Origin of the sequence: Bacillus sp. EB106-08-02-XG196, assembly GCF_013396335.1 — a bacterium.
Taxonomy (GTDB): domain Bacteria; phylum Bacillota; class Bacilli; order Bacillales; family Cytobacillaceae; genus Neobacillus.
In genome coordinates this window covers 1-14,333 of sequence record NZ_JABWSY010000012.1, presented here as the reverse complement: position 1 = coordinate 14,333, position 14,333 = coordinate 1, and the positions used below count along the sequence as shown (strand labels likewise).

General features: G+C 38.2%; 6 protein-coding genes. 5 read left to right on the top strand and 1 reads right to left on the bottom strand.

Annotation, left to right across the window (positions count from 1 at the left end; all coding sequences use genetic code 11):
* Positions 1–37: 37 nt before the first annotated feature.
* From MLOOGBEN_RS18545 to MLOOGBEN_RS18525, 5 genes are all read left to right on the top strand, one after another.
* Complete coding sequence (locus tag MLOOGBEN_RS18545) at positions 38–2,260, top strand: vWA domain-containing protein (RefSeq protein ID WP_179159769.1); 2,223 nt, start codon at positions 38–40, stop codon at positions 2,258–2,260.
* Positions 2,261–2,285: 25 nt separating this feature from the next.
* Positions 2,286–5,645, top strand: coding sequence for a tubulin-like doman-containing protein (locus MLOOGBEN_RS18540; protein WP_179159768.1), 3,360 nt, complete (start codon positions 2,286–2,288; stop codon positions 5,643–5,645).
* Between the two features lie 23 nt (positions 5,646–5,668).
* Positions 5,669–7,837, top strand: a complete 2,169-nt coding sequence (locus MLOOGBEN_RS18535) for a hypothetical protein (protein ID WP_179159767.1) — start codon at positions 5,669–5,671, stop codon at positions 7,835–7,837.
* Positions 7,834–11,667: a hypothetical protein gene (locus MLOOGBEN_RS18530; RefSeq protein ID WP_179159766.1), complete on the top strand. Its 3,834-nt coding sequence runs from the start codon at positions 7,834–7,836 to the stop codon at positions 11,665–11,667. Before MLOOGBEN_RS18535 ends, MLOOGBEN_RS18530 begins: the two co-directional genes overlap by 4 nt.
* 416 nt (positions 11,668–12,083) lie before the next feature.
* Positions 12,084–13,052, top strand: a complete 969-nt coding sequence (locus MLOOGBEN_RS18525; RefSeq protein WP_179159765.1) for a ribose-phosphate diphosphokinase — start codon at positions 12,084–12,086, stop codon at positions 13,050–13,052.
* Between the two features lie 50 nt (positions 13,053–13,102).
* On the opposite strand, the gene MLOOGBEN_RS18520 is transcribed toward MLOOGBEN_RS18525, so the two are convergent.
* Positions 13,103–13,930: a formate/nitrite transporter family protein gene (locus MLOOGBEN_RS18520; RefSeq protein ID WP_179159764.1), complete on the bottom strand. Its 828-nt coding sequence runs from the start codon at positions 13,928–13,930 to the stop codon at positions 13,103–13,105.
* Positions 13,931–14,333 lie beyond the last annotated feature (403 nt).

Genomic DNA, 14,333 nt, shown 5'->3' with positions numbered 1-14,333 from the left:
TTACCGTGTGCGCTCGTTAGTGAAAGGAGTTCAAAGAATGATAGGTAAGTATAAACATCTTGTTATCATGCAAGTTCTGTTTATTTTTTCCTTTTTCATTTTAGCTTCAGCGGTGGAAGCGAAAAGTGATTCCAATATTCCTAAAAATAAAATAGTCGCTCTTGTGTATGATGATTCAGGCAGTATGTGGGAACAGTCTGGAAATGTTCCTATTGATAATTGGAAATATGCGAATTACGCTCTTCAAAGCTTTGTTGCACTCTTAGAAAAACAGGACCAGTTAAGGGTTGTTTCGATGAGTTCACCAACTGTACCGGAGCCGATTGAATTAGATGAAAGACTCCGTCAGCACGAAATTGATCAGATTCGAGCATGGACGGGGAAAAGAAGTACTCCACTAGAATCTTTGCATACAGCGATAAATGAATTGAAAAAAGCTGTTGATAGCAATAAAAACTCTGATTTCTGGCTAATCGTTCTGACGGATGGAATTTTTAATGAACTGAACCATCTTGAACAAAAACTAACCACTGCACAAATTGAAGAGAACAAGAGGGGCCTTTTTGAAAGCTTGAGAGAGCTAAAAGAGAAAATGGATCAAACTGGTGCTAGTTTTCACAGCACCTTGATTCCCATTGAGTCCTATTTGAGCAGTGATGAGTTAGAAATCATGGCTGATTTTAAAAGACAATGGACAGAAAGTTCAGCTGGGAATGTGTTAGTGAGCAATGGTGAGCAAGATATCATTCAACGGATTAATGAGGTCGCAGCTCTCATGACCAATCGAGATCCAAGTGAACAGGAGAAGTTTGATTTACATCCTGTTTGGGACGGGAACCAATTAGTCTTAGAGTCTCCATTCCCGTTAAGGAGAATTACTCTCATTGAACAGTCGGCTGAAGAGAATGCTTCCTTTAAAGAATTTTATATGAACAACCAACGGCTTGAACAAGGAATGGAGGGTCCATACAAAGTTATTACCCCCGATGACCCAGCAAAATTACATCCACCCATTCAAGGAACATTCACGCATTTCAAAAACGTGAAGGGTGACGGTGTTATCGAAAGAGGCACATACAAAATAGTTTTTGATAAGCCGCTATTCGAGGAACAACAGAAATCGATCAAGATTTTAGCAGAACCGGCGATTGATTTTAGAGTGGACTTTAAAAAGAACAATGGTGATGGGAAACTGACTAGTGATCGTGAAGTTTTCTTTGCAGGCAGTAAGATGAGGCTTGAAGCGACTCTATTGAAAAGTGAGAGTAATGATGAAGAAATCGATTTAAGTGATATAGATGTGAAAAGTTTGTTTGAAGTAGAAGCTGAAATGGATGGAGTGAAGCTCTCCCTTAAATATGATTCTAAGGTTAATAAATTCATCGGGGATTTCACGTTACCACAAAAGCAAGAAATTCCTGTTAACGTAAAAGTTAATATTAAAGGATTCTATCAAAAAGTAAAGGAATCGAGTCTTCAAGTTAACCCAGCGCGAAAGTTGAGCCTTGTGGCCAATACTGATACCTGGAGTACACCGTTAGACAAGTTAAACGAAGCAGCTCCCTTTGTGATTACTCCCATGGTGAATGGAGAGGAAATGACTTCGGAAGAGCTTAAAAAGGTTTTCAATAAACTAAAAATAGAAACCTCGAGTCAGCTAAAAATTGAAAAAGAACAAAAAGGGAATCAAATTTTTATCTACCCTAAGGGTTTATCGCCGATTTTTCGAACATCGGCAGGTGACGTGCCGCTTCATGTTACCCTTCCCGGTCAGTATCCTAATGAAGTCGCCAAAGAGACGTTTACATTAACCATTGAAGATATCTCACCACTGAAAAAATATGGAAAGGATGCGGTAAAAGCATTACTTTGGCTGGCTCTGCTTGTATATATCATTGGAATCATCATAAAACCAAGGTTTGACAAAAACCGGATTTCATTAGAATACAAGCATAGCAGGAAAAGAGAGAGGCTCCGGGATGCTCGCGGGATGACAGAAAACTTCCATACCAATTGGATTAAAAGATGGCTTGTTCCCTATTTGGCGGAAAAAAAGTCGATTGGCGATTTAACATTTAAGGCAGATCGAAAAAAGGACCGTGTTTTACTCGTGAAAGAATCCCAGGACCCTAACCTCATTGTGAGACATGAAAAGCTTGAGGGAAGAAGTAAAAAGGCAGATATACCAATCTATCATAACGATGAGATTCAAATTGAGAGAAGTAATGACCATTCAGTTTATATATTTAAATCCCATTAAAAGTACTTTAAGAGGTGGTAACCAAATGAGCTTTAATGTTCCAACTATATTAATCGGTTTAGGCGGAATAGGGAGTAATATTGCCAATATGGTATATGGCCGTGTTCCCCCCGAGCAGCGGGGAAGAGTCGCTATTCATGCGTTTGATACGGATGCCAATAGTATTTCAAAATTAGAGCACCTAAGAAATAGTGCTACCCAAACAAGCACAAGCCATTCAGTTAATGAATATCTTCAGGCGAATAAAGAGGTTCTAAAATGGTTTCCGAATAATCCCCAGATCAAACGGAAAACGATGACAGATGGAGCCGGCCAAGTTCGGGCGGTATCAAGACTTGCTTTTCGTTCAGCGATGTCACAAGGGAAATTAAATGCCATGTGGGATGGGATTGAACGAATTTTCCCTGTCGACAGCCATGCCCAATCGTATAATGTCCGAGTCATTATTATTAGTTCCTTAGTGGGCGGTACCGGATCAGGGATTTTTCTTCAAATCGCCCTCTATCTGCGTGAAATGCTAGAGCGTAAGTTAAACTCGGAAAGTGTACTCATTCGCGGCGTTTTTTTACTTCCTGATATTTTAGTAAGAAGTAATACGGTTGACCAAACGGAGTGGGAAGCCGTCCAGGGGAATGGATACGCCAGCTTAAAAGAACTTAACGCGATAAGCTTGAGCGCCTCGGGTAATCACAAACAAAATGTGACGATTGAACTCGAATATCGACCAAATCAAATTGATTTAGAGGGAAGAACCGCACATGCGATTACAGATAAACATCTTCCTTATGATTTTTGTTTTCTTTTTGATTACGAAAACACAAAAGGACAGCATTTAACAAATGTTTCAGAGTATATGGACCAGGTTGCACGTTCTGTGTATCTCCAACTCTTTAGCCCGATTTCAGTAAGAAGCTTTTCACAAGAGGATAACCAAATAAGAAGTTTGGTCGAATCAAACGGTCAAGCACGGTACTGCGGTGCGGGTGTTGCCTCCTTAACCTATCCTTATGAAGAGATTGTTGACTATTGTGGTTTAAAATGGTCAGTTAGTGGATTAGATGACTCTTGGCTTCGATTAGATAAGTTATTTAATGATGAAAAGAAGCGGCATGACGATGACCTAAGAAATGGAATTAATAATGAAAAACCAAAGATAAGAGAGCTTTATGTTAAGTACTTTGAGCAGATTGTGAATGACCAAGAAAAACCGAACCCGTTTTTCCGTCAGCTTGAATTCCAGGTTCATGAAATTGAGGATAAAGGTAAAAAAGGCGCTTCGAAGGCCGATATTTTCTTGGCTGAGGTAGAGGAGTATGCCAAAAAAGTGCTGAGAGATGATGTGGAATTAAAAGAGGATTATGAAGATCATTGTGTACTTGATGAAGGAAAACTTAAAATAAAAGATCGAGCAAAACAAGAAATTAATCGAATGGAATCCGCCCTAGAAGACTATGCCAAAGAAATTCATAAAAAAATTAATGAATATAGTCATTTTATTGTCTATCAGATTATTGACTCAGATTATCATGCGCCAAATGGCGGGAATGGAAACAGGTACCAACTGAATACATGGATTCTAAAAAAAGATTCACCGATACATCCAGTTGGGGTGCGATATCTTCTTTACAGTATTCACAATAAGCTTATAAAGAAGATTTCCCAATTAAAAGAGGAGAATCGCAGATTTAAAGAACAGATTGACCGCTATCAATATATTTATGATTTAGATCGCAGCGATGGTGACGTAGATGACGCGGTTCGACGTGTGGATAAAGCGTTAAAACAGAGCTTTATTTCCAGTGTATTTCGAAATCAATATAAAGATTTTATTGATGAGTATACGGAAAAGGCAACTCATCAACTAGGTACCCTTAATCGCTATAAATATTCCATGTTGTTAGAACTAGTCTACTCAGCACTTAATCAATCTATCAAGGAAATGATTGAGGATTGGCAAAGATTCTTTGATCATTTAATTGAAACAAGAGAAACGCTCTTGATGGAAATAAATCAATTAGCAAGAAAGTTTGATGGTGTGAGCGATCCAACGAAAATGTATGTTCTCGCAAATAAGGAAATGCTCGAGCAAACGTGGGATCGGATTCGTCAGTCAGTTGATCATGGTTTTTTGCCAGACAGTATCTCTCAGAGTATTTATCAGAGTCTCTACAACCGTTTTATTGAGCGGAAAAACAATCGAGGGGCTGAGGAGTTTTATAAGGAAACAAAGGTGGAAATATTCTTTAAAGAGAATGTTTTAAACTTTTGCCGAAAGGAATTAGCGAGTAAACACCATGATAAATTAGATTTAACCATCACCCAAGCACTCAAAATTGAGGCTGGTCGATTAGGGCTGGACCCAGATGAGTATCTTTATAAGAGAATGAAGGCTATAGAGGAATTAGCACAACCTTATGTTCCGATTACAAATGATTATCGAAGTTTGAAATATTGGGGACTCCATACGGAAAGTTTTAACCTGCTCTCGGAGCAGCTGCAAAATGAGTTATTTAACGAAAAGCAAATTGTGGATGATGCCTTTAAGCGGAATGAAATCGTTTGTTATCGTGCCCATTATGGATTATCTGTCAGTGACTTTACCAAATTTTCTGCCGGAAAAAATGGAAAGCCCCCAGGTGTTTATTATGAGGCTTATCACCGTTTAGTGAGTAAGCTTAATGAGGATGAAAATCGAACGATTACGCCTCATTTGGACAGAAATTGGCATCTCCCTGCGTATATGCCAGACTTAAATCCGGAACGCGCTGAGCTTGAAACCAATCGTACGGACCGTGCTTTATTATTAGGGGTAATCTATGGCTGGCTCCAGTTAGTCAACTCTGACGGGAAGAGAGTCTATCAATATAGTGGAAATCAAGGCACAAAATTATTATTGAAATTTGGAGAAAAGGTAGAAGAAGATACCTATTTACTTCATGAAGCATTACCTCATAATCCTGTTATCTATGATGAAATTCTAGAAAGATTCCAAGAAACACAAGAAACTCAAATCAGGAATAACCGAAACATCAATGAACACTTGTTTTTTATTGGAGCCATAGAAATTTCAAAAGTAAGAAAAGCTGGAATAGGGAATATCCTAGATTTGGTCTTGGCGTATGACCAAGAATTTATTTCCAATCCTTCCTTAATGGAGCGAGCAGACCGTTTACGACAATGTCTGTTAACGGAGATCTGTGAATACTTCAAAAAGGTTAAGAGAACGGAGTCTGCCAAACGGGGCGCTGCCAATTTGATTTACCAGCTTTGGAAGGAATCCGAGGTCAGACAAAGAACACCACAGGATTCAGAAGAGTACCACAAATGGTTAAATGATATTAATAATAAACTTAACTCTCTAAATCAAGAACGAGTTTTAGTATAGCTTTTAAAAAGGAGTGATACTTGATGCACTCAATTGTTATAAATTTCGGCAAAAAATATGAGGACTGGCATTTAGTTGAGCCATTCTTTTATAAGCTGCAGAATAACAACGAATTAACATTTTATTGGGAGGAAGAGGCCCCGACCTCTAATCCTCTTTTTTTACCGCTAGTTGAAACAATGATTGAACATCTGGACCGTCATCGAATTAAGGATTGGCAGTTGATTATTCTATTAAACTTAGATGATGAGTTAAATAGGGTGTTAAGACTCACCACGCATCTCTCGAAAATAAGGAAAGACCTGCTTGACCCTTTAAAGGACAAGGGATTCTATCCGACTCAAAGCATTTTACATTTAGTTGACATGATCAAGAGAACTTCTAATTATGCACCAATAGAGGAAGGGTTAAAACGCAATTGGGAACTTGACCATTATGGCTATCTGCTGAAAAGCAATGATTGGCCAATCGTGGGTAATGCTTTCTGTGAGGAGGAAATTAATCAACTCGATGAAGAATGGGGGGAACCCATTCAACTTCAAGATATTATCTTAGACCAGCCCGGTGCAGAATTCATGGAGGCTTTAGAGCTGAAATGTGAGCGGGTCACGACCTGCCTAGCGAAAAAGATAGACAAAAAGAAAGATCTTTTGTTGTTGCGTCGAGAGAAGATGAGTAAAGATGAATGGATGTACAAGGGTCAGCTCGATATCATCATGGAAGATTTTGAGAAAAAGATTAAGCAAATACGCACACTGCCATTAACCCCTTCTTTAACGTTTTTTACTCCTTCCAGAGAGATTTCAAGCAGTTTGAAGTTTCATGTGGGTATCCAAAGTGAAATCGGTGATATTCGTTTGATTCGTCAGGAAATCGTTAGAAGTTCTCATCGGGAACGAATGAAAGGTTATATGGAACTGGCCTATTATCTTCTCACAATCAGCCAACATCCAAACCTAATTGAACGGTTGGATAAGGGAAGTACCAGTGTGATTCAGATTTCATTGGAAAATGAGAGGCTGGAAACATTACTTAATCATTATTTTAAGAGTTTGGTAACAGCAAAAAGGCAATTAGAGGATCAATTTTTGCTCCAAAACCAGTTTCATACTAGTCGATTTCGAGACGATGATTTTCCCCCATATTCGGCAGCAAGTATTGAAAAGAGAAGAGATGTTCATCAACTACTGTCAGCGAGGTCCAAAATTACCTATCAATTCTATGATCAGTGGGAGGATCAGCTTTATATAGCTGAAACCATTCTCCTTAACCGCGAAAATGAACTGCTAGAAAATTCGAGAGAAGCTATAAGGAAATTGAATGTATTAAAAAGGAGAAATGACTTTCTAGAAGAGGAAGAAACGATTGAAATCAATGACTATAAACAGGACATCCTCCAAAAAATTGGTGTGGTGCAAAGGGATGTCATCCATTCAGCCCCAGGAATATCTGAAGCTATTTCTAAATGGAAAAGTTTTGTGACACATGCGAAAAAACAAATGCATTTTCTTCTGCAGTTACTGCCAAATCAGCGTCAGTTCCTGATGATGAGTATCCTGACTTTTATCATCCTATTCATTCCTTTCCTGCATTTGCTGTGGTCAAATGAATCTGCTGAGGTACCAGCCTATTTTTACGGTATTGTTTTTGTTGTCACGCTTCTTGTTACTTATTGCGGGTATTTTTTTACTCAACGAATATCCTATTTTCACATATGGAAGTTTCAAGAACAAACCTATGAGTATACCGAGAACATTTATCAAATGCAAGTCGAGGCTCAGCACAAATATAATGACTACTTAAACCATTTATTCAAGCTTTTTTCGTTACGTAAATATCTCGATAAATTATCCTTGCTCGGAGAAAAAAAGAAGGAAGAGAATCTTCTTTACCGCTACCATCTAGTTAAATTAGACGAATTCGTTCAGAGGACGAACCGGTTGCTTCATATCCTGCAGATGAATAAAGGACCGATTTCTACTGAACACGAAATTAGAGTACCAGAAATTAAATTTGAAAAAAGTATCATCGAGAATCCTATCTATTCTCCGTTTCAGCAGCTAGGGGTACAGGGGTCAAACGGACATAGAATTGAAGTGTATCTCGGCAGTGCCATCGAACAATACCAATCAACTTTTATTAATGAACTTGACCAAATTCGAGTCCAAGATGATAAGGTGTATAAACTATGAACTCATACCTTGAAGTGTTTGGAAGTTTTCTGGTTTTATGTCTCAGTATCACGCTTCTCTATACGGCCAATTTTTCCCAGGAGCAACGCTATAAACAACTTGTCTTTCCGCTAGCGGCTTTGTTTATCTGTTTATCCTGGCTTCTATTGGATGAGTGGATTACAGGTATATATGAAGAATTTCTTAAGGAAAGAATGCCCTTTCTATTATCGAATATCCAACTGTTGATAAATTTAACGATTTTGTTCTCGGTTTTGAGTGTAAAATGGTGTTGGAAAATTGCCGGAAGTTTGCCTTATACGACTCTTGGAAATACGCGCTTATTGAAACCCTTTGTGAAATTAATGAAAAAGGCTGGTTCTATTTTTTATCCGCAAGAACTTATGGACAGATCGAAAACGAAGCTATTGGAGCAGGGTGCAGTTTCGCTCGTTTATTTTAAAAGCCGGGGAAAGATCTATCTAAAAAAGGAGTGGACCTATCTATCTGCCTTTTTCAAGTTTGCAGCTATTTTCCCGCTACTTCTTATGGTGCTTCTTATTATTGCCAATGTATACGAACTTTCGATGATTCAGTATTTGCCTGCCTATCCGATTATCTCCTTTGTTCTATTAATGGAGATTGCTTGGTTTTTAAATGGTCAAAAGGTTCCATATAGTGAAGGTTTTATTGCTGGTAATGATGCCGTTTCTAGAAGACTTACAACCTATGAAGAATTATTTCATCAATACAAGGAATTATGGGAAGACCGATTGCTGGCTGCTGGGATCGTAAGAGAAAATGAGCATTTTCATCATCGAAAAGATCATTTCTCCTATGATAATATCTCGCCAGACCAGGAACATCAGTTAATTATTCACTCTATTTGTGAAGGATTAAAGAAAAAGAACATGATCATCGATGAAAGCTATACGACAATGATGTCAGAAATCATTCAAGAACATGATGTAATGATTGAGGATGTCAATTACAACGATTTCTCTTCGTATTTCTTTCCGGCTTTGTATCATTTGCTGGCCAAAAATAAGAAGATATTGATCATTACCCACAGCCAAGGTGCTGCAGAGGAAGCGGTAGAATGGGTGTCAACGGGAATTAGAGAAGTGTCAGGGGTGGACCAGTTATGGAAGGTCAGCACCTACTTAAATGCCCTCGAACAAAACACGAATTCCGATGTATTAATTGTTTCACCTGTTAACTTAAAGGAGAAACGATTTTTGCATTACTTACGTCAGTTAGAAAAAACAAAAACATTGGAAGGAGTATTGTTGTTACAGGCAGAAAAGCTGATTCCAACCTATTCCACCATCATTCATGCTTTTAACCTAAATGTGAGGGAGCTAATTGGAAAAAAACCACAATATATTATTTTAACAGAGTGGTATGAAGGATTAGAACATACCGTCCGATCACTTCTGCAATGTGAGCCTAGAGATATCGTTGCTTCGTCCAGCACAAGTCAAAACTTACACTATATGGTTTGGAAAAATGAAGGTGAAAAATGGTTTCAGCATAAGATCCTGCCAAAAATTTCACATCGTCACTTAGAGGCGGAAGTAGTCTTATCCATGCCAGCTTTAAAGGCGAATATTGAACCAATACACTTTATTAATCAACAGAACACCAATGTTAATGAAAGTATTCAAGAAATCATGGATATGAAGAAGCCGTTATTTGATCTTGGTTTTGACTTAGAAACATTGGACCAAATGGTTAAAATGATTCAGATCCAGGAGAGTAACTTTTCGATTCCGAATGATGATTTTACTCTTCTTCTCATTCGTGATAATCACTACAATTTAGTGGGGCGTTTAAATTTGTGGAAAGGAACAGGTAAAGTGTCTTCCTTCGTTCACATCATCAGTCCGCCTTATTTAATTCGAGATTACTTAGCAGATCAGTTGGACTTCTATATGGGTTCCAATCGGACCATTGCCCCTTTAGCGCCTCGCTTATCTCAATCACTCTGGAGCATTGGTTATTGTCTGTTGGAGCGATTATGTCATTTTTATATCATGGAAGAGGAAGTAGAGAGCTATTTAAGAAGAGCGAAAATTGATTCTTACCGCTCGATTGTCGAAGGTGTTCACGAGTTGTTCTCTAACGCCTTTGGTCCTAAATTAGCATACCGATTTACGATTGAATCAGAGGAACTAGTAACCTTTGATACTTCCGAAAAGGATTTTGTAAAGAAGACACGATTTAGGATCCCGTATTCAGTTAAGGAAAAAATTTTACCAAAAGGGTTTCGTTTCATTCAGATTAAGCATAACAACAAATGCCTTTCTGAGATTTTTGAAGGTCACATCTATCAACAATACCTGCCCGGCCAATACCATTCATTTAATGGCGAACATTATAAAATCCAAAAAGTGGATGTAGAGCATGGAGTCGTGGAAGTAACCTTTGAACACATTTTTGAGCAGAAATATTACCGTCCTATTACGGAGTATAAAATAAGCCAGATGTCAGAAGAACGCAATTTTGAGAGTGAAAATATTTCCTTTGAACAGTTTGACGTCATTATTGGAGCGCTGAAGGCCGATGTGAGGATTAACACAAGCGGCTATGTAGAATTCAGTGAAATGTTAAACTTGAAATCGATGAAGGTCCATTCTTATCATCAAGATGAACAGATAACAAGGCATTATAAGAACGGTCATATTTTACGTATTGAGATAAGTCCAAAACTGGGGAAAATTGAAAGTTCCGCAAAAATTGAATTTACTCTCGCGCTATTACTGAGTGAGTTGTTTTTATCCTTATTCCCGGATACACACCATTTTGTGAAGGCATGTGCCCGTTTGGGTGAATCATTCTTTGACCAGACAGATTCCCAGTCCAGAAAATTACAGTTGATATCACCTTCCTTCCAAGTCGATGATGACCCTGAGGAAGAAGGGAAGATCACGCTATACATTATTGAAGATTCACCTGTGCATCTGGGTATTTTAGAAGCCATTCATCATAATTGGGAAAAAATCTTTGATCTTTTAAATGACTATTTATTTTGGTTAGTAAATGAAAGTAACGGGAAAAGTGAATATCTCTATTTTGGTTACGGCCAATATCCTACGGAACTTGCCTTATACGAAACGTTGGCGATTTTAGATACGTTGTTAACGAGGAAAAAAATTAGAGAAGTTCGAACAGAATATCTAGGACGAATGGCAGATGGAGATATCGTAAAAATCACCAGCACTGAAACACAATGTGTGTTCTGTGGCAGGACGGTTTCTGCGGCCCAAATCCATCAACTTAGTGATGGCAGACAAAGGTGCTTTACTTGTAATGAGTCTGCTATCAATCATGTAGTACGAGTTGAGCCGCTTTATAGAGAAGTTCGTCAATTTTTTAGCGATGTATATTTAGTAAACTTACCTGAAGATATAGCGCTATCCGTGTTAAGTGCAGCGGATATTCACAAGACGAGCGGTTTACCTTTTATTCCGAAAGCAGGTAATTCTCGTTTAACTGGTAAAGCCAGCATGGATGGTGATGGCAAACTCAGGGTTTTAGTTGAAAACGGCTCACCAAGAATCCATACACTTTCCACCTTAGCGCATGAATTAACCCATATTTGGCAATTTGAGAATTTACAAGTGGATCAGCTGCACATCGAGGAACTTGAGGGATTTGCCTCATGGGTAGAAGTAGACATGATGACCAAAATGGGAGAAGTTCCGTATGCCAACATGCTTAAAGAACAACTCGAAAACCGACAAGACCCATATGGCAGAGGTTACCGGCTCATAGAAGAGAGATTATCCATACTCCCATACAACACAACTCCATTTGACTTGTATGTACCTGATGAAGTTGGAATGTAATCATATGAAAAAGCTTAGTGTAAAAGAGTTTACACTAAGCTTTTTTAAAATTTAGGATACTGTTCGATAAAATGTTGGTTTATTTTAAAAACACAATATGATGGACAAATCTTTCAGCAGCCCTCTAGGATTTGTCCTTCAATCCCTATATGAAGGACAAATCTTTTAGAAGCTAACTAGGATTCGTCCTTCAGACCCTGTATGAAGGACAAATCTTTTAGAAACCAACTAGGGTTTGTGCTTCAGCACCTGTATAAAGAACAAATCTTTCAATTGCCTTCTGAGTTTTGTTCTTGCCAATATATATTTTGATAAATCTAGATTAAGTTCGAAGGTTCCATGAATGAAATATTGTTCTAATGACTGTATTTCATGTAAAATAAGTAAATAAGTCGTTAAGGAATTGTAAATAAATAATGCATGGGGGACATAAAGTGTCATATCAATCGAAAAAAGGTATTAAATTGTTTGCACTAAATTCAAATCAGAGCTTGGCAAAGGAGATGGCTAAGCATTTAGGTTGTGAGGTTGGGAGGAGCTCGGTCACTCAATTTAGTGATGGAGAAATTCAAGTGAATATAGAAGAAAGTGTACGAGGTTCTGACGTATATGTCGTTCAATCGACTTCACACCCGAATAATGACCATATCATGGAGCTGCTCATTATGATTGATGCTTTAAAAAGAGCTTCAGCGAAAATGATCAATGTGGTTATTCCTTACTATAGCTATGCACGTCAGGATCGAAAAGCTAGATCCCGCGAGCCGATTACAGCTAAATTAATTGCAAACCTACTTGAAAAATCAGGTGCTACCAGAATACTGACGATGGATTTTCACTCACCGCAGGTACAGGGATTTTTTGATATTCCAGTGGATCATTTAATTGGAATTCCGATTCTATCTCAGTATTTTGAGAAAAAGGGACTTGAAGATGTGGTTGTAGTTGCACCACATAACGGTGCTGTCGGGCGAGCAAGGAAAATGGCCAAACTGTTAAATACCCCAATTGCTCTGATTGATCGACGACGTCCTGAACCTAATGTTTCCGAAATACTTGAGATCATTGGGAATGTAGAAGGGAAAAATGCGATTATTGTTGATGATTTAATTAATACTGCAACAACGCAGACATTGGCAGCGAATGCATTAGTAGAGCATGGGGCAAAGGCAATTTATGCTTGCTGTACACATGCTGTTCTCTCACAATCTGCTGTTCAAAAAATTGAATCATCGTCGATTCAAGAATTAGTAATCACGAACACGATTGAGCAGACCGAAGAAAAGAAGATTGATAAAATTACGATGCTGTCTGTAGCCCCATTACTAGCAGAGGCTATTGACCGGATTCATAATGAAAGAGCAGTAAGTCCTTTATTTGAATAAATGAAAGAAGAGAGAGCCGTGATATCCACGGCTCTCTTTCTGTGAAATATTTATAATCCAATTTTTTTGTCTAAGATTCCAGTCTTTTTAGCCCCATCAATGACAGTGTATTCATACTTTTTGTAAGCAAACCAATACGCCATACCGATAAAGAGGGCTCCGCCAACGGCATTGCCTAAGAAGACAGGAATGAAATTATTTAGATAATCCATCCAAGTAAGCTGTCCAGCAAATATTGCTGCTGGAATGACAAACATGTTGGCAACGACGTGTTGAAATCCAATCGCGACAAATGCCATAGTTGGAAACCAAATGCCTGCAATTTTTCCAATCATATCTTCACTTCCATAGGATAGCCACACAGCTGCAGCTACAAGCCAGTTACAGCCGATACCTGAGACAAATGCTTGTAGAAAGGTAGCATCTACCTTATGCTCAGCAATATGGATGGTACTCTCTAAGTATGCGCCTGTTTCTGTTAAACCAACTATATGTCCGAAGAAGTAAGCAACGAAAATGGCACCGAGAAAATTGCTGACCGTGATAAGAAGCCAGTTTTGCAGGACCTGTTTCGTTTTAATTTTATTTGAATATCTTGCCAGCGGAACCACCATCATATTTCCAGTGAGCAGTTCTCCGCCTGCAATTAACGTAAGAATCAGTCCGATTGGGAAGACTGAGGCACCTAAAAGCGCGCTAAGTCCGGATATACCTTCAGATAGAGGTGCTGTCACACGTATATATAGCAGGAATCCTAATGAAATAAATGCCCCAGCTTGGAATCCTAATAGAAGGGTTGTTACTAACGGATAACTCGTCTTTTTGATTCCATTTTTAATTGATATTTCTAGTATTTGATCGGGTTTGTATAGTGACATGACCGAATTTCCTTTCTACCTGCATATATTGTGAAGAACGTCACATATTTATTTGTCTTCATTTTAGCGCAATACGGCACAATATGCTGTGAACAATTCTTTAACATTATTTATGAATTATTAAGTTGTTATTTCCGCAGGGTAATCAGCAGCTAGCCATTTAAATATAAATAAATAATACTAGATAATAATAGGTATTATTTGGAACCGGAAATATATTACTTTATAATAAATTTATGGATAAACTATTAAATATGAAAGAAGCCAAACAGTTATTAGGAGTATCAACTCAAACTATTCAAAATTGGGACAGAGCCGGAAGCCGGAAAAATTGCTATCGTGCGCACACTAGGAGGGCGCAGAAGAATTCCCTTAAGTGAAATTGAAAGATTACAAGGGAATG

Coding starts and splice junctions, on each gene's coding strand:
- MLOOGBEN_RS18545 (WP_179159769.1), top strand. CDS start 38: ATGATAGGTAAGTATAAACATCTTGTTATCATGCAAGTTCTGTTTATT.
- MLOOGBEN_RS18540 (WP_179159768.1), top strand. CDS start 2,286: ATGAGCTTTAATGTTCCAACTATATTAATCGGTTTAGGCGGAATAGGG.
- MLOOGBEN_RS18535 (WP_179159767.1), top strand. CDS start 5,669: ATGCACTCAATTGTTATAAATTTCGGCAAAAAATATGAGGACTGGCAT.
- MLOOGBEN_RS18530 (WP_179159766.1), top strand. CDS start 7,834: ATGAACTCATACCTTGAAGTGTTTGGAAGTTTTCTGGTTTTATGTCTC.
- MLOOGBEN_RS18525 (WP_179159765.1), top strand. CDS start 12,084: ATGCATGGGGGACATAAAGTGTCATATCAATCGAAAAAAGGTATTAAA.
- MLOOGBEN_RS18520 (WP_179159764.1), bottom strand. CDS start 13,930: ATGTCACTATACAAACCCGATCAAATACTAGAAATATCAATTAAAAAT.